The sequence below is a fragment of the Weissella sagaensis genome, assembly GCF_005405285.1.
GTDB classification, from domain to species: domain Bacteria; phylum Bacillota; class Bacilli; order Lactobacillales; family Lactobacillaceae; genus Weissella; species Weissella sagaensis.
In genome coordinates this window covers 1-18,681 of record NZ_BJDT01000001.1, presented here as the reverse complement: position 1 = coordinate 18,681, position 18,681 = coordinate 1, and the positions used below count along the sequence as shown (strand labels likewise).

Annotated in this window: 14 protein-coding genes, 1 rRNA gene and 1 other annotated feature; of the genes, 13 read left to right on the top strand and 2 right to left on the bottom strand. The window is 35.4% G+C overall.

All coding sequences use genetic code 11. The annotated features are described in order from the left end of the window. The first annotated feature begins 14 nt into the window (after positions 1–14). From gyrA to FFM55_RS00055, 5 genes are all read left to right on the top strand, one after another. Complete coding sequence (gyrA, locus tag FFM55_RS00075) at positions 15–2,594, top strand: DNA gyrase subunit A (protein ID WP_137600332.1); 2,580 nt, start codon at positions 15–17, stop codon at positions 2,592–2,594. Between the two features lie 853 nt (positions 2,595–3,447). After that, positions 3,448–3,685, top strand: a binding site (T-box leader). Between the two features lie 54 nt (positions 3,686–3,739). After that, positions 3,740–4,510 (top strand): acetoin reductase, encoded by a 771-nt coding sequence (locus tag FFM55_RS00070; protein WP_042492342.1) that lies wholly within the window; start codon positions 3,740–3,742, stop codon positions 4,508–4,510. Positions 4,511–4,546: 36 nt separating this feature from the next. Next, positions 4,547–5,620 (top strand): methionine ABC transporter ATP-binding protein, encoded by a 1,074-nt coding sequence (locus FFM55_RS00065; protein ID WP_042492344.1) that lies wholly within the window; start codon positions 4,547–4,549, stop codon positions 5,618–5,620. Beyond that, a complete protein-coding gene (locus FFM55_RS00060; protein ID WP_042492346.1) occupies positions 5,610–6,284 on the top strand; it encodes a methionine ABC transporter permease in 675 nt (224 codons plus the stop codon). Before FFM55_RS00065 ends, FFM55_RS00060 begins: the two co-directional genes overlap by 11 nt. A 33-nt stretch (positions 6,285–6,317) precedes the next feature. Continuing rightward, complete coding sequence (locus tag FFM55_RS00055) at positions 6,318–7,181, top strand: MetQ/NlpA family ABC transporter substrate-binding protein (RefSeq protein WP_042492348.1); 864 nt, start codon at positions 6,318–6,320, stop codon at positions 7,179–7,181. A gap of 264 nt (positions 7,182–7,445) precedes the next feature. Here the strand turns inward: FFM55_RS00055 and FFM55_RS00050 are convergent, their stop codons facing one another. Further along, a complete protein-coding gene (locus FFM55_RS00050) occupies positions 7,446–7,949 on the bottom strand; it encodes a TetR/AcrR family transcriptional regulator (protein WP_042492350.1) in 504 nt (167 codons plus the stop codon). Between the two features lie 114 nt (positions 7,950–8,063). On the opposite strand from FFM55_RS00050, the gene FFM55_RS00045 reads away from it, so the two are divergent. Beyond that, positions 8,064–10,430, top strand: coding sequence for an MMPL family transporter (locus FFM55_RS00045; RefSeq protein WP_042492352.1), 2,367 nt, complete (start codon positions 8,064–8,066; stop codon positions 10,428–10,430). 176 nt (positions 10,431–10,606) lie between these two features. Continuing rightward, the gene (locus FFM55_RS00040; protein WP_042492353.1) at positions 10,607–11,578 is read left to right on the top strand and encodes a helix-turn-helix domain-containing protein; all 972 of its coding nucleotides are present in this window, start codon (positions 10,607–10,609) and stop codon (positions 11,576–11,578) included. A gap of 74 nt (positions 11,579–11,652) precedes the next feature. On the opposite strand, the gene FFM55_RS00035 is transcribed toward FFM55_RS00040, so the two are convergent. Further along, positions 11,653–12,111 (bottom strand): GNAT family N-acetyltransferase, encoded by a 459-nt coding sequence (locus FFM55_RS00035; protein WP_042492355.1) that lies wholly within the window; start codon positions 12,109–12,111, stop codon positions 11,653–11,655. Between the two features lie 158 nt (positions 12,112–12,269). Here FFM55_RS00035 and FFM55_RS00030 point away from each other — a divergent pair, with 158 nt between their 5' ends. The 6 genes from FFM55_RS00030 to FFM55_RS00005 all read left to right on the top strand — a co-directional run. Then, entirely contained in the window at positions 12,270–14,441 is a 2,172-nt protein-coding gene (locus FFM55_RS00030; protein ID WP_137600331.1) for an LTA synthase family protein, read from the top strand. Between the two features lie 68 nt (positions 14,442–14,509). After that, positions 14,510–14,980: a MerR family transcriptional regulator gene (locus FFM55_RS00025; RefSeq protein WP_042492360.1), complete on the top strand. Its 471-nt coding sequence runs from the start codon at positions 14,510–14,512 to the stop codon at positions 14,978–14,980. A gap of 147 nt (positions 14,981–15,127) precedes the next feature. Then, on the top strand, positions 15,128–16,390 hold the full coding sequence (locus tag FFM55_RS00020) for a hydroxymethylglutaryl-CoA reductase, degradative (RefSeq protein ID WP_042492361.1): 1,263 nt from the start codon (positions 15,128–15,130) through the stop codon (positions 16,388–16,390). Positions 16,391–16,405: 15 nt separating this feature from the next. Further along, a complete protein-coding gene (locus FFM55_RS00015) occupies positions 16,406–17,356 on the top strand; it encodes a hypothetical protein (protein WP_042492363.1) in 951 nt (316 codons plus the stop codon). Between the two features lie 10 nt (positions 17,357–17,366). Continuing rightward, positions 17,367–18,068, top strand: a complete 702-nt coding sequence (locus FFM55_RS00010) for an NAD-dependent protein deacylase (protein WP_042492364.1) — start codon at positions 17,367–17,369, stop codon at positions 18,066–18,068. Between the two features lie 424 nt (positions 18,069–18,492). Then, positions 18,493–18,681: ribosomal RNA gene (locus FFM55_RS00005) — 16S ribosomal RNA — on the top strand; the annotation flags it as partial.

The window sequence follows — 18,681 nt, the reverse complement described above, 5'->3', positions numbered from 1 at the left end:
AGAAAGGAAATCAAATGGCTGAAGAAGAACAAAAAAACAGCCGCATTAAACCCGCCAAACTTGGCGAGCAAATGCGAACATCTTTCTTGGATTACGCCATGTCAGTTATCGTGGCACGTGCGTTACCTGATGTGCGTGATGGGTTAAAACCAGTTCATCGTCGTATTTTATACGGGATGAATGAATTGGGAGTTACGCCTGATAAGCAACACAAAAAGTCGGCACGTATTGTTGGGGATGTTATGGGAAAGTACCACCCCCATGGAGACTCAGCAATTTATGATTCAATGGTTCGTATGGCACAAGACTTTTCATATCGTTATATGTTAGTCGATGGTCATGGAAATTTTGGATCAGTCGATGGTGATCCAGCTGCCGCTATGCGTTATACTGAGGCACGTTTGAGTAAAATTTCTACTGAAATGTTGCGTGATATCAACAAAGATACGATTGATTTCCAAGATAATTATGATGGTACTGATCGTGAACCGGTTGTTTTGCCAGCACGTTTCCCTAATTTGCTAGTCAATGGGGCCAACGGAATTGCCGTTGGAATGGCAACTAATATTCCACCGCACAATTTAGGTGAAGTCATTTCAGGTCTTCATATGTTGATGAAGAACCCTGACATTACAATTGCTGAATTGATGGAAGCAATTCCGGGACCAGATTTCCCAACTGGCGCAATTGTGATGGGTAAGTCTGGTATTCGTAAGGCTTACGAAACTGGAAAAGGTGTTGTCACCGTTCGTGCAAAAACGGAAATTGAGACTGAAAAATCTGGAAAAGAACGTATTATCGTCAATGAGTTGCCATATATGGTTAACAAGGCCAAATTAATTGAGCGTATTGCTGAGTTAGGTCGTGATAAGCGTATTGAGGGTATTACTGGTGTTAATGACGAGTCTGACCAAGAGGGAACACGAATTGCTATCGAGATTCGTCGTGATGTCTCAGCTTCAGTTGTACTAAATAATTTGTACAAAAACACTTTGATGCAAACTGGCTTTAGCTTTAATATGCTAGCTGTTGAAGATGGTCGACCAAAGTTATTAAGTCTAAAAGAAATGTTAGTCGCATATCTTGCTCACCAACAAAAAGTGGTGCGTCGTCGTACGGAATTCGATTTGCGTAAGGCTCAAGCACGTGCACATATTTTGGAAGGGTTACGAATTGCGCTTGATCATATCGATGCAATTATTGCAATTATTCGACAATCACAAACATCAGAAATTGCTAAGCAAAAGTTGATGTCAGATTATGCTTTGTCAGATAAACAATCACAAGCCATCTTGGATATGCGTTTGGTTCGTTTGACTGGTTTGGAACGCGATAAGATTGAAAAAGAATATCAAGGTTTGTTGGCTTCAATTTCTGATTTTGAAGATATTTTAGCTAAGCCTGAAAGAATTGATGAAATCATTTATACTGAATTACTTGAAGTTCAAGATAAATTTGGGGATGATCGTCGTACTGAGTTACAAATCGGTGACGTGACAAGCATTGAAGATGAAGATTTGATTGAAGAAGAAGATATTATCGTATCGCTAACACATGCTGGTTACATTAAACGAATGCCACAAGCTGATTTCCGTGCACAAAACCGTGGTGGTCGTGGTATTCAAGGTATGGGTGTGAACAACGATGATTTCATCGATGAATTAATTGGCACATCAACGCATGACACGCTATTGTTCTTTACTAATTCAGGTAAAGTTTACAAGATGAAGGGATATGAGATACCTGAGTACGGTCGTACTGCTAAGGGAATCCCTGTCGTCAACTTGTTAGGCATTGAAAGTGGTGAGAGTATTCAAGCCATCATTAATGTTCGTGGTGATGCAGCTGAAAGTGAAGATTACTTATTCTTTACGACGCGTGAGGGTGTCGTAAAGCGAACACCAGTAAATGAATTTGGTAATATTCGTACGCATGGATTGAAGGCCATTAACCTTCATGATGGGGATGAATTGATTAACGTTTTGATTACTGATAGTTCACAAGATATCATTATCGGTACCCATGGTGGATACGCTGTTTCATTTAATAGCGAAGCAGTTCGTTCAATGGGACGTTCAGCCGCAGGAGTTCGCGGTATTACATTACGTCCAGGTGATTATGTAATTGGTGCGCAAGTACTAGTTGAGAATGGTCATGTTTTGATTATTACGAAGAACGGTTATGGTAAGCAAACACCTGTAGATCAATATCCAATTAAGGGTCGTGGTGGTAAAGGAATCAAGACCGCTCAGGTTACTGAAAAGAACGGTCCATTAGCTGGTTTGAAGGTTGTTGATGGTAGTGAAGACATTATGCTAACCACTAATAAAGGGGTTATGATTCGATTTACTGTTGATTCAATTTCTGAAACTGGCCGTGCAACGCAAGGTGTACGTGTTATCCGCTTGGATGATGATTCTTCAGTATCAACTTTTGCTAAAGTTGAACATGTTATTCCTGAAGAGGAGACAGCACAAACAGTAAATCCAGACGAAACAGTGTCTGATGATTTACCAACGGTGCCTGAAGATGGGGAACAACCAAGTGAAGTTGCTGAACTATTACAACGTGCAGAAGATGATGAAGATAAGTAAATAACTGATAAGCAATATTGTATGAATTTAAATTGTTTATTGTAAAAGGAGGTTGGAACGTGTTGTTCCAGTCTCCTTTTTTAGATATTTATGATATTAATGTATATGTGTTTATGAATGCCGATGTAAGCTTCCTAAAGCTGCACTTAATAATCCTATAATAAATAAAGAAAGAGTTTGCCAACTAAAAATAGTTTCGCTAAATTTAATTTGGTAAGCAACTAAAAAAAGGATAAGGTAAAAAGTCTGCCAGAGTAATTCCTGCCACCAAGCAATTGTTGGTTTATTTTTCAGTGGTTTATATTTATTAAGCGCCATGTTATTAATAAAGCTGGTCCGAAAATAATTAAAAGTAACCAAAAGAGATGGTCAGTTATAAACATACCAACTATAAACATAATGAGAGCAATAATTAAAATCAAATTATCGCGAAATTGCTTTGTCATAAATAAAAGCCCCCTCTCTATATAGTTAGCCTAACAAAAATTAAGCAACTGCGCAGTGTTGACAGTTCATAAAAATGAGTATAAAATTCACGTTATATTAAAAACAAATTAAAAAGCGATGAAGAGATGAGTAGCCTAGTGATATTATCAGAGAATTTGCGGGTGGTGTGAGCAAATATTGAAGCTAGTTGAAGATGGTCTTGGAGCAAAAGATTGGTGAGCATGTGCAAACCATCAGTGGTTGACTACCAATATCAAGTTCGTTATGCAATTATGAGTCATGATGGTTGACATAACAAGCTGGTTTTGACCAGGAATTAAGGTGGTACCGCGGATAAACGCCCTTGAGAAATTAATTTCTTGAGGGTGTTTTTTGATGCTTACCAAGTATTTTTTAATTTAAAAACTAAAATGATATGATTCGGAAAGTAATGGCAAAAATGTTTACAGAAAAACGACAGTTGATGAGAGTCGTAACAAAGATTGTACATGAAAAATGGCCGATGATCACATAGCGTGAACAATATTGTAAGCGTTAGGCGGTTTGTCACCGTTATTAGACTAACCCAAAATTTTGGGTAATGAGGTTTGTTAGAGTAATCGGCAAACAAATCAGAATGGTATCGCGATGTCCTCGCTTCTGTTTTTAACAGAGGTGGGGCTTTTTTTTGAATAATTACAGAACATAGGGGAAAAAACATGGGACAAACAGCAATTATTACTGGTGCAGGACAAGGTATTGGAGAAGCAGCTGCACATCGATTAGCAAAAGATGGTTTTAACATTGCCTTGGCTGATATTAATAAACAGACAGTGACACAAGTTGCGCATGATTTACGTGAGCAAGGATTTGAAGCAAAAGCTTATATTCTAGACGTGGCTGATCGTGAAGCAGTTTTTCAATTAGTTACAGATGTGACTGCTGATTTAGGTGAATTAGCAGTATTTGTTAATAATGCTGGTGTCGCATTTATTGATTCAGTGATTGATTCTACTCCGGATAAAATTTCACGTTTATTTGATGTCAATTTGAAAGGAACTTTTTGGGGCATTCAAGCAGCTGCAACAAAGTTTAAAGAACAAGGACATGGGGGTCGTATTATTAACGCTGCATCTTTAGCTAGTGTAGAAGCATCTGCGCTTCAAAGTGCGTATTCAGCATCAAAATTTGGTATCCGTGGTTTAACACAATCGGCTGCCAAAGAATTAGCAGGTGATCAAATTACCGTTAACTCATATAGTCCTGGTATTGTACGAACACCTTTACGTGACAGTATTGATGCTAGAACGGCTGAAATTAAAGGCCTTTCAGTACCAGAACAGCAAGCTAATTGTTTAACAGAGATTGGTTTGGGACGTGAAGGAACACCAGCTGATGTTGCTGAGGTTATTGCTTGGTTTGCATCACCCAAGGCCGCTTATATTACTGGTCAAACATTGCTGGTTGATGGGGGGATGCACTTCAGCTAAGGCAGTAATTGTTCAAAAAGGAAGGAGAACTAGTAAATGAGCGCACCTAATATCGCGATTGATTTACAACAAATAAACGTGACGTTTAAACGCAATAATGAAAATTTAGTTGCACTAGATAATGTGTCATTGCAGGTTGAAAAAGGCAGTATTTACGGCATTATTGGTTATTCAGGTGCCGGTAAAAGTACTTTAGTTCGTATCATCAATTTATTACAGCGACCTGATGCAGGCTCTGTTAATATTTTGGGACAAGATTTATTGTCTTTACGTGATAAAGAATTACGTGGTGTGCGTAAAAAAATAGGGATGATTTTTCAACATTTTAATTTATTACGGTCACGTACGGTTTTAAATAATGTTGCGTATCCTTTATTAAATCAGAAGATGTCACGCACAAAACGGCATGCTAAGGCATTAGCATTATTAAAATTAGTTGGTTTGGCTGAATACGCTCAGGCATATCCTGATGAATTATCAGGTGGCCAAAAGCAGCGTGTTGCAATTGCTAGAGCATTGGCCAATGATCCTGATGTATTAATCAGTGATGAAGCCACTAGTGCATTAGATCCACAAACAACGGAAGATATCTTGCAATTATTGAAGCAGTTGAATGAAAGCTTGGGACTAACGATTGTTTTGATTACGCATGAAATGCAAGTTATTAAGTCAATTTGTCAAAATGTTGCAGTGATGGAAAACGGCCAAATTATTGAACAAGGATCTGTTGGTGAATTATTTACAAATCCTAAAAAAGCATTAACACAAAAATTTGTGGAATCAGCAGCTAATGTGACAGAAATGCGCCAACAAATTAGCGATGACCAATTAATTGAAAAATTACAACGTAATGAACGGCTACTCTATTTACGATTTTCTAGTGAAGTTACTAGTGAGGCGGTTATTTCAGCTTTAGCAATTAAATATGGTGTGTCAGCTAGTATTTTATTTGCAAATGTTCAAAAAGTTGCGCAATTATCATTAGGCTACATGTTAATTGTACTAACTGCATCAAACGAACATTTTGAAACAATCTTGCATTATTTAATCAGTGTTGGGGTTATTGTAACTGATTTTACTACAGGAGAGGAGCGCGTCTATGCTAGCTAATTGGTTTCCAAATATTGTCACAATTTGGCCACAATTTTTACAAGCAACGTGGGAAACGGTGTATATGACATTTTGGTCGGCTCTAATTGCGGGCGTCCTGGGTCTGGGTACTGGTATTTTTCTAGTCGTGACACAACCAGATGGTATTAATGCTGACCCACCATTTTATAATTTTTTAGATAAACTGGTTAATTTACTACGTTCAGTACCGTTTATTATATTATTAGCAGTTATGGCACCGATAACAAAGTATATTGTTGGAACCACCGTTGGTACGCCAGCAGCGTTAGTACCATTGATTGTCGGTATTTTCCCATTTTATGCACGTCAAATTCAAAACGCACTCTTAAGCATTGAACCATCAGTAATTGAAGCTGCACAAGCGATGGGCTCAAGTACTAGTGAAATTATTTATCATATTTATTTACGTGAATGTTTACCAGATATTATTCGTGTTTCGGTTGTGACAATTATTAGTTTATTAGGATTAACAACGATGGCGGGTGCAATTGGTTCAGGTGGGTTAGGTGACATTGCAATTAGTGTTGGATATGCCCGTTTTGAAAATGATGTCACGATTGCAGCATTGTTAATTATTTTAGTAATGGTGTTTATTGTCCAAGTACTTGGTGATTGGATTGCAAAAAAAGTTGTGCGATTTTAAAATTAGCCAATTATAAATACAGGAGGCTGGGCTGTGAAAGTTAAAAATTGGCTGATATTTATCAGTAGTTTGGTGGTTCTTGGTGTTCTATCAGTTGGTCTGCATACTTATAATACGTACAAAATAGCTCATGCGCCGGAACAGATTACGATTGGTTCAATGGGGAGTGATTATGAAGTTTGGCAACATATTGCCAAAAGTAAAGAAGCAAAAAAACTTAATTTAAAGATAACAGTTAAGCAAATTAACGACGGTGTCCAATTAAATAATGCAACAGCAGAACATAATGTTAATGTGAATGCTTTTCAGTCTTATTCATATTTGAAGTCATATAATCATGAGAATCCAAAACATAAATTAATCAATTTAGGCACAACTTATTTAGAACCAATGGGGATCTATTCAGATAAATATCAAACAATTAAAGCGATACCGACTGGTGCAACAATTGCGATAGCTGATAATCCAGCAAATACTTCACGTGGTTTATTATTATTGCAAGATGCCGGTTTGATTAAATTAAAAGCTGGCTTTGATTCTCTGGGAAATACAGATGATGTTGTTGCAAATCCACGTAATTTGAAGTTTAAAAAGATAGATGATACAACTGGACCACGAATTTTAAATAGTGTTGATGCAGCGTTGATTTCAAATACAATCGCTTTAGAAGGAAATCTAAATGTTTTGAAAGACTCGTTATATCATGAAAAAATTAATCAGAGTACACGACAAAATATTAATATTTTAGCGACAGCTGCTGATATTAGTAATCAGGATAAAAAAGATTATCAAAAATTAGTCACGCTATATCATGAGCCTGCTATTCAAAAATACATTAAGGATATGTATGATGGTACAAAGATTGAAGTGAAAAAGCCCGCTAGCTATTTGAAATAGTAGTTATTAAATAGCAGGTTTTTAATGAGTAACAAAATAAGTCACATTAGACGACGCATATAAACTGAACCCCATAAGTTGGCGGTATTTCCAAAACTTACGGGGTTCAGTTTATTTAAAAAAGGTTTGATAATATTTAGCAAATAACTTATTGAAAGACTAAAAAGCCAATCAGTTATAACTAGTCTGCCACACAAAATGCCTCTAAAAAGAGATGGCTAATATGGAGAGGCATATCAAGATTCAGTATTCTAATAGAATAAATTAATCCACGTCAGGAAAGCGATTTGTTTGATAAATTTTATCCAACTCTCGATAATCTCGAATCAAATCGTAATAACTATTATGAAAATCATTCCATAGCAAAATTCCTGCAATTTTACCAATAAACCAAAAAATTTGGTCATTATTTTGGGCATTAACAATTAGTTTTAAGAAACAATTTTGGATAATTAAGTTAAAATCATGATCATCTTGTTGGTAATGCATGATCTTTTCAAACGATGCGATAAATAAATCATGTATATTTTTGAAGGGTTGTGTTTCAAAATCGCTAAAATCAATAGGAAAATTTTGAACTTCGTACTCAATATATTTATTTAGTAAATCATATTTATCGGTAAAGTGGTGGTAAACGGTATTTCTATGAATAAGCGCTTGGTTAGCAATCATGGTAATACTAATATCTGAAAACTTATTTTCTAGTAATAATTCTTTGAAACTTGTGAAAATGATTTTATTCATTCGTTTTTGTCTTAAATTATTCATATAAATCCTTTCCGATGACTAAAACGTGTGCACTTCACATTTATTGTACATGGACACCATTACCAAAATCAATTAAGTTATAAAGTAATAGTTTAATATGGAGGAGAAGAATAGATGAATAATTTTTTAGCCAGGTTTGGTAAATGGACTTATAATAATAAATTTAAAGTCCTACTTTCTTGGGTGGTAATATTAATTGTTTTTATTGGTAGTTTGGTTGCCATGGGATCTCATTTTAATACAAACTTGAAGATTTCAGGTGTGCCATCAACGGATGTGCAAAGTGTTCTTAAGAAAGAATTTAATCAATCGGTTGATGCCGGTACAATGAATATTGTTGTGCAAAATAAGCAAGATGATAGTATTCAATCACAGGCTGATAAGAAGCGAATTAATGCAGCTGTTAAACAGATTAAAGCTGATTATCAAGACAACATTAAGACCATTACCAGCCCTTATGATTCACAAATAATTAGTGAAGATAAGACAACCGGGATTATCAGTATTACATTCAAAAAAGAAGCTAGCAATGTTTCAAAGAGTGTTGTAAATGATATTCAAAAAATCACGAATGACAAGGTAAAGTCAAACAACCTGAAAGTTGCTTATTCAGGAAATGTTATGCAAGATTATGACATTGGTGGTACATCAGAAGTTATTGGAATTTTGATCGCTTTTGTTCTATTGATCGTATTATTTAAGTCATTTATAACGGCTGGTTTGCCAATTATTACGGCAATCGTTGGCCTAGTAAGTGGATTAATTGTGGTAATGCTAGGAACAAATATCTTTTCAATTGCCAGTGTTGCCCAAACATTATCAATCATGATTAGTTTGGCAGTTGGTATTGATTATGCGTTGTTTATTTTGCATCGTTTTATTGGTGAGTTAAAAACAAGTCGACAAAATGAATTACATAAAACCGGTAAGGTAATATCAGAAGATGAGGCAATGGCAGTTACGCTATCAAGTGCTGGAAGTTCAGTCTTGTTTGCTGGTATTACAGTTATTATCGCACTTGTTGGATTGTCATTAGTTGGTATTGATTTCCTAACACAGATGGGAATCGCTGCTGCTGTTGGTGTTGTCTTTGCAGTATTATCAGCTGTGACACTATTACCAGCGCTAATTTCATTGTTGCATAAGTTTGTTAAGCCATCTGATAAAGTTGTTAAGTCAACGAAGACTAAAAAAGATGGCTTTATGACTAAATCAATTGTTAATCATCCCATTATTATGGTTATTTTGGGTGTGATTGTGCTGGGTGCCTTTATGATTCCAGTGTCACACATGCGTTTGGGAATGCCTTTTGATGGTGCATTACCTAAAAATACAACACAACGTCAAGCGTACGAAATGACAGCAGATAAATTTGGTGATGGTTACAACGCAACATTGGTTGGTGTTGTGAAATTAGATACGTCAAATTCTGATGCCCAAAATAAGAAAATTCTAACGAAGACTACTGATCACATTGCTAAGATGGATAATGTGAAAATGTTAGCGCCGGTTGTTGATGAAGCAGCTGTTGCAAAGTATAAATCACCAGCAATGCAAGATAAGATTAAGGCTGATGGTCAAAAATATGTACAAGCTAAGATGATGGACTTAATGAAGTCTAATCCAACTGCTGGTCAAGCGGAGCAACAACAAGTAATTCAAAAAGCAACGCAAGAATATCAAGCTAAGGCTACGGCAGAAGCTAAAAAAGCTGCCATATCAGATGTGCCAGCACAAATTAGCAAGGATAAAAAGTATGCGTTAGTTATTGTGATGCCTAAGACAAATACAGCATCAGCTAAAACTGAAAAGCTAGCCCAAAAGATTAACGGCTATTCGGATTCATTGCAAAAGAGTGATAATACGAAGATAACGTTGACGGGAACAAATGCCGTTAATATCGATATTTCGGAAAAGTTAAATAACGCTATTCCAATGTTTACGGGAATTGTTATGATTTTGGCATTTGTCCTATTAATGTTCATGTTTAAATCATTTATCATTCCGCTTATGGCGATTATCGGCTTTGGTTTGTCATTGTTTGCTTCATTAGGATTAACAACTATGATTATGCAGGATGGTCTTTTCAATATTAGTGAAAAAGCCCCAATCTTAGCATTCTTACCAGTTATTGTTATCGGTATTATCTTTGGTCTAGCAATGGATTATGAGGTATTTATGGTATCTAGAATTCGTGAAGTTTACATTACAACTGGTGATAATAAGCGTGCAGTGAAGGCCGGGTTACAAGAGAGTGGTCCTGTTATTATCACAGCTGCATTAATTATGATTGCTGTGTTTGGTAGTTTCGCATTGGTTCAAGACCCAACTATCAAGGCAATCGGAATTTCATTAGCAAGTGGTATCTTATTTGATGCTTTCTTTGTTCGGTTGATAATTATTCCAGCAACAATTAAAATATTTGGTAAAGCAAATTGGTATTTCCCAGGTGCTAATTATCATAATAGATTTAAAGATTAAATTGCATCATTAATGAGTTGAAAACGTTTAGGTTATTGAAAAGTAATCTAAACGTTTTTTATATGTCACTAATCTAGTAAAAATAATTAATATAAAATCTATAAATTTTTTAGTAGAGTACTTAATTAGCTGTATAATGATAATTATAAGAAATACGTTGTGGGAGATAATTATTAATGGAAAAAAATCGTGTGCCTGCCGAAGCCGTTCGGAATGCCTTAATACATTTTATTAAAAAACGTAATATTTCTATTCCAAGAATTTTAGAATCTGTTGATATCTCAAGATCACGTTTGTATGATTATCTAAAGGGAAATGGTCGTGTTAGTGCAACGACTTTTGTAAATTTATTGACGACAATTGATGTGTCATATGATGAATTATTATTACATATTTATCTGACACAACCGGAATTAATAGATGATACGATTAAAGAGTTAGGATTGGACTTACAATCTTATACCACAACACCGAATGAAGATATGGTTTATCAAGTACTTGCTTTATTTGAAGAAACGCATAATACGCGTTTATTACTAAATGTTGTGCGTGCGATTAATTCGCAAGTCGTAGATTTTGGCCAAAGATATCGGTTGGTTGAAATTGCACGACCAACTATCGTTAAGTTCCTAAAAAAACGTGAGCTATACTCATCTACTGATATGTTATTATTTGCAAATATTATTCGCCATGTGCCATATGATTCTGTCAAAAAAATGGTTGGTGAAATGACAAATCAGGTTGAAAAAATTATCTCGTTAGAAGGCTATGGTTTAGTTGAAATGGATCATTTTGCACCAGCAGCAGTTTGGAATGTTGGTCTGTTAAATTTTCAAATGTTGTTGTTAGCATTAGAAAATGGGGATACAGAAAATGTTACGCTAACAATGCGTTATATTGAAGAAAATAAGTTCCCTGACTATGGTAGTTATTTTATATTTGTTAAAAAACTATCAGAAGTGCTTAAATTAACGTTAAATGGGCAAGAGGAGAAAGCAAGAAAATTATGGGAAGCAACCGTAAAAGCTTTGAACTTCATGGTTGATGATCGCTTTTGGCCAACCTTTACTTACCTGTCACAACGATCGTATCAAGAATTTATCAAACCAGTAATTGACTATCAAAATGTCACACAAGCAAATTCATAGATACAAAAAAAGTAGCACATTTTGAGATGTGCTACTTTTTTATGATATAGAGGTAAATTAATCATTGAGTGAAATTATGAGGTAAAATCAGTTTTGAAAATCATGCGACGGTGATCAATATTTGCTTCTTGGAAAACAGGTCCTGTGGCCGTGAACCCAAGTTTTTCATAAAAACCCATGGCTTGGACTTGAGCACCTAAGTCAAGACTTTGTATGTTAGCTTGTTGTGCGTCAGTAATAATTTTCTTTAGCAATTTACCAGCATAACCATTACCTCGTGCTTCTTTAACTGTTGCAACACGTTGTACATGCCAGTTAGTGTGTGCCTCATTTTCAGCAATTCGGGCAGTAACGACGGGCGTTTCATTCAAAAAGCCAACATAATGGGTGGTTTGACTATCTAAATCATCTATTTCAATATCTAGTGGTACACCTTGTTCGGTGACAAAAACTTGTTTACGAATCATTAGTGCTGCATCATTAATTGCACCACTGCCATAGGCATGTTTTATGTTAAAGTTTACTTCGTTCATTTGCTTTCTCCTAGGGTAATAGATTGTTATTATTTTATCGCAATTTAGTTATTTTATGAAAGAAGTAAGGTGTCACAAAATGATTTGCGATATAATTGACAAGATACTAATTTTAAAAATTAATCAAACAACTTTTAGAAAGAAGAGAAAAAACAACTATGGCGCATAAGAGTCGTTTTTCTTGGATAAATACACGTTTTGGCTTTTTTGTCTTATTAGTTGTATTGGTCTGGGGAAAAACACAATTAGCAAATATAATGGATTTTCATCTGTATTCAGGAGCTTCCATTGTTCAATTGATAACTTTACTATTAAATCCGATACCATTAGCAATGTTGCTGATTGGAATTGCTTTTTATTTTAAAAAATCAAAGTTATTTTATCCTATTGCGATTATTATGTACATCATAAATACACTGTTAGTGCATTTAAATGTCATTTATTATCGTGAATTTACAGATTTTATGTCAGTTGCCACCATGCTAGGGTACGATAAAGTTAATCAAGGACTAGGGGCTTCTGGATTTGCCTTAACGAATATTCATGACTTATTGTATTGGATTGATATTCCGATTTTTATCATTTTCTTTTTATTTAAAAAGATGCGTTTTGATAAGACAGCAACTTCGAAGTTTTTGGGCTTTTCAGTATCAACTTTAGCTATATTTGGTTTTATGACGACTTTAGTATTAGGTGAAGCGGATCGTCCCCAATTAATCACACGTCAATTTGATAGTAAGATGTTGGTTAAATATTTGGGTATTGATGCGTATACGATATTTGATGGGGTTAAAACGCGTGGTGTTACTGAGATGCGCAAATCCGCTAAGAAGTCAGATATTGATAATGTATTAGATTATGTTAATAAAAACTACGCTGATGCAAATGCTAAATATGCTGGTGTGGCTAAAGGAAAAAATGTTTTTACGATTCATTTGGAATCATTTCAACAATTTTCGCTTGATTTAAAAGTTAATGATCAAGAAGTAACGCCAAATCTAAATCGTATTTATCATTCTGATTCGACAATTGCGTTTGATAATTTCTTCCATCAAGTTGGTCAAGGAAAAACATCTGATGCTGAAAATATGTTAGAAACCTCGATATTTGGGTTACCACAAGGTTCACTATTTGCAACACAGGGAAATGATCAAACATTCCAAGCAATGCCATCAATTTTGAAACAAAATGGTGGTTATTCGTCGGCTGTCTTCCATGGAAATAATGCGAGTTTTTGGAATCGTAATAACGTTTATAAGAATATGGGATACCAGTATTTCTTTGATGCTAGTTATTATGATACATCAGGTGATAAAGCGATGGGCTATGGATTAAAGGATAAATTATTGTTCTATGATTCAGTGCCTTATTTAGAAAAAATGCAACAACCATTTTATGCAAAATATATAACAGTGACAAATCATTTCCCTTATAGCTTAGATGATGAAGATAAAGATCCTAATTTTGTGACAACGGATACTGATTCTGATGTTGTTAATGGTTATTTTGAGACAAACCATTATCTTGATCAATCAATTGGTGAATTTTACAATTATCTAAAAAAATCAGGACTATATGACAATTCAATTATTGTTTTGTATGGTGACCATTATGGTATTTCAAATTCAGAGAATAAAGAACTAGCATCTGTATTAGGGAAGGATCCTAATGAATGGACTGATTATGATAATGCACAATTACAACGTGTACCATTTATGATAAACATTCCAGGTTGGCATGGTGGTGGTATTAATCATACTTATGGTGGTGAAATCGATGTAATGCCTACTTTATTGCACTTGTTGGGTGTTGACTCTAAAAAATATGTGCAATTAGGTCAAGATTTATTGAGTCCAAAGCGTAGTCAAGTGGTCGCCTTCCGCGATAAAGATTTTGTTACACCAGAATATACGTATACTAACCATGAATTATATGATAATAAAACGGGTGAGGTGATTACAAACCCATCTAAGGAAGTCCAAGATAAGATTGATAAGTACAAAAAAGAAGTTCGTGAGAAACTAAAAGTCTCCGATAATCTTAATCAAAAAGATTTGCTACGTTTTTATAAGCCAAAGGGATATCAGTCTGTTGATGCTTCTAAGTATAATTATGCAAATGGCTTAGCTAAGCTAAAGACATTAGATGAACAAAGAGGTGATGAATCAACATCATTATGGCATCAGCGTCATGATAAGAAATCACAATCATTATATGAAACAGATGCGCCTGAGAAGGATAAACCTAAATCAGATACATCACGTATTCAACAAGTTAACCCGGATGGTGGTGATGATACTGATGGTGGTGATGATACGCCAAATCCATAATAAGGTTGACAAATTTGTTAAATAACCTGACAATTAATACGATTATAATTGGTTGAAGGAGAAAAAGTATGGCATTTTCAGGAGAGCATTCATACCGAATGAAGGCCCTGGAATCAGAGTTATTTCAATTTCGGATTGGTGAGTTAGCAACAATGACAGGAGCTTCAACCCGACAATTGCGCTATTGGGAAAGTAAAGGAATCATCTCTTCCCTAATTCGAGAGGGTGAACAAGAAGCACGTGTTTATAATTATAAGGCTTATGTAACGGTTGCTTCTATTAAGCAGTTTTTAGATGAGGGTTATACCTTGCAAGGTGCTGTTAAAAAAACGAAGGAACATCAAGAAAATTGGCATGTTCTACATGAGGTTATTCGGCATAGTGTGCAGGGGATGACAGTATTAAACAATGCGCCAGCTGTTGATTTAGGTTTCTTCGATGAAGATAAAACACAGCGCTTGTACGCTCAGATTGATGAAAATAATAAAGTAAAATATACTGTTCAACCATGGGACGCTGATTCAGCCCCTATTGAGTAGGTGATACTGTTTAATATCTCGACATCATTGGCTGATTATTGGGCTGATGATGTCGAGATATTTTTGTATAAAATTTAAATACAGTACCGCAAAAAAGCATGAATAACTGTTAAACTAATAAAAGATTGAATAAAGAGGAATATGGTGATGGCAAATTGGCAGCAATTTTATAAACGTTCTTGGTCAGAGAGAGTTAATATCTTGGCCGCTAATCAAAAATTAACAAGTGCAGAGCAAAATTTAATTAAAGAAAATTATAATCATATTGGTGAACAGCAAGTTGAAAATTATATTACGAACTTTGGTGTGCCAATGGGATTGTTATTAAAATTACCAGTTAACGGACAAGAAGTGAATGTGCCAATGGCAACTGAAGAACCAAGTGTGATTGCGGCTGCTAATAATGGTGCACGTATCATGCGCCAAGGTGTTGGCGTTCAAACTGAGTTTTCACAGCATTTAATGCGTGGTCAAATTTTATTAGTTAATGTGCAAGATATTTCAGCATTATCAGAGTATGTTCAAAAAAATGAACAATTACTATTAAAGTGGGCGAATGATGCGCATCCATCAATGGCTGCTCGTGGTGGTGGTGCGCAAAGTATTTTAGTTGAAATATTGGCAGAAAAAACGGTTGCTGTTAATGTGATGGTTGATACCAAAGAAGCAATGGGTGCAAATACGGTTAATACGATGGCCGAAGCTGTTGCAGATAAGTTGCGACAACAAGGATACCAAGTGTTAATGGCGATTTTATCAAATTATGGTACTGAGTCATTAATTACGGCAAAGGTTGCAATTCCAACAGCTGCATTAGCAACTAAGCAAGGGTTGTCCGGCACTGAAGTTGCACAAAAAATTGCATTAGCTAGTCATATGGAAACATTATCACCACATCGAGCAGTAACGGCTAATAAGGGTATTTTAAATGGTATTGAAGCTGTTGTATTGGCCAGTGGTAATGATACGCGAGCTGTTAATGCTGCTTTACATGCTTATGCAGCGCATAATGGTCAGTATCAAGGATTAGTTTCATGGCAGGTTATTGATGATGAATTGATTGGAACAACGACAATGCCCTTGTCAGTAGGGGTTGTTGGTGGTTCTATTGGCATTGTGCCTGCAGTTAAATTAAATCATCATATTATGGGCCAACCAACAGCCAAAGAATTGGCAAGCATTATTGTAGCAACTGGTTTAGCACAAAATTTATCAGCGCTTAGAGCTTTAGTTTCAACTGGTATTCAAGCTGGACATATGGCACTACAAGCAAAGTCTTTAGCAGTTCAAGTTGGTGCACATGCAGATGAAATTGCACCATTAGTGGCTAAGTTAAATGAAGCCCCTAAAATAAATGCCACATTGGCAAGCGAATTACTGCAACAATTACGCCAAGAAAAAACAAATTAAAGATAGGAAAATAAGATGAAATTTACAAAAGACACGTTAGCATTATTAGATCAAGTCAATGCAGTATATCCTGGGTCAGTTATTTTACGTGGTACTGATACAGCAACTGGTGTGATTACACATGACCAAGTTTCAACAGATATGCTTGGAACACGATTAATGGTTGAAGTAACAGATGGTACGGCACCTGATTTTTTAGCAACCGCTGAGTTATTGACAATGTTATTGACGTTGAATGGTTATCCTCAAATATATTTTCAACTTAAAGGACAAGATATTAATTTAACCGATCAATTGATGGTCATGTCAACTCATTTATATCAGCCAGCATTGCGAGCAATTATTTATCGTGAGCAAGCATCACATGGCATGTTGACTCAGGCAGTTGTTCAGGGGATGGTCAGTGGTGTACAACAAACATTAACGCCAGAAACAACTGATAATAACAGTGAAAATGCTTTGCGTTTGTTAACGTTATTAGATTTACAGGTATTTTTGCATAGTGTACCACAAGAAACTAATGATATTATGGCAACCATGGCACAACAATACCCACAATCATGGACAGCTGCACAAAAAATATTTGATGCTATGAAGGTTGATGATATTAAAAATGCCTTTGGTGTCCACCGGGCTGTTGTAACAGCTTTTAAAATGTTTGATGAACAAATGATTACTTGGGGATTGCCTGAGATTCATGCTGATGAATTTGCAACGTTGACGCCAGTATTATCGGAACGTCAACTACGATTGCCTTTAGCACAAGTATTTGATATTAAACATTTGACTATGCAAGATCGTCATACTGACAAAGAAGCTTATGCTGGGTTATTGAAGGCATCTGGCCAAAATAGTTTTGTCTTGTCGGTGCCAGATGATAACTTAGCTAAATTCTTTAAAGAGCTCTATCAAACACCTGTTAAGGAAGTTTTGGTTAAAATTGGGCAACCATTTGCAATACGTTAAGGAGGGGGAAATGACATTAGTAACGTCAGAAACACAAAAATTATTTGATAATGCTAAAAACATTGTCTTTTTAACAGGTGCAGGTGTTTCGACAGCATCGGGTATTCCAGATTATCGTTCTAAGGGTGGTATCTATGATGGTGTTTCGTTATCACCTGAATATCTTTTAAGTACGGAAGCATTGGCTAAAGAACCAGATAAAATGTATCAATTTATGAAGGACAATATGTACTTTTTAGATGCTCAACCTAATGTTATTCATCAAAAGATGGCTGCATTAACTAATGAAAATCGTGCCCGTATTATCACGCAAAATGTTGATGGGTTACATTTAAAAGCTGGTGCTAAGAATATTATTGAGTTTCATGGCTCTCTATATAATATTTATGCACCAATTGATGGTAAACCAGATAGTGTTGTTTCATATCTAAAGTCACAATACCGGTCAGATGGTGCTTTATTACGACCAGCAATTACTTTATATGGTGAAATTCCATTTAAGGTAGATCAAGCTGCTCAGTGGGTGATGCAAGCAGATTTGATTGTAATTGTTGGTACTAGTTTTGTTGTTTATCCATTCGCAGGACTATTGCAATATGCTAAACCAACAGCCCCAGTGTTAGCAGTTAATTTAGAAAAAATTCCAGCACCGGCTAATGTACAACAAATCGTGGGTGATGCACGTGAATTTTTTGAAGCGTTACAAGTCTAATTGATAGAAAAACTGGTATTTAGATACCAGTTTTTTTCTATAATTAAATTGCTATGTATAATTAAACAATGTTCGTTAAAAATTAACGATAATAACCTGTTGACGAACGTTAAGATTCCTGTTATTATTATTGAGTTGGCAAATGAGTCAGCAATATTACAAGTAATCATTCATTCAAAAATAATTAATTCATAATTAAATGAAATTAGTTATTGACAGACGATTGATTATCCTGTAATATAAATTAAGTTGTCAGCGAGACAACGACGTAGGTCATTGAAAACTGAATATCGTTTCGATAGAACAAATGTGTAGGGTCTTCAAGCATTATGCTTGAAACAAAAACATTTGCGAAGTCAATTCGCTAGTAAATTCGTTTAACTTCTGTTAAACAAAACAAATTAATGAGTTATACTCAAGCTTTTAAAATGAGAGTTTGATCCTGGCTCAGGATGAACGCTGGCGGCGTGCCTAATACATGCAAGTCGAACGCTTTGTGCTTAATTGATATGATGAGCTTGCTCTGATTTGATTTTTTGATTTCAAAGAGTGGCGAACGGGTGAGTAACACGTGGGTAACCTACCTCTTAGCAGGGGATAACATTTGGAAACA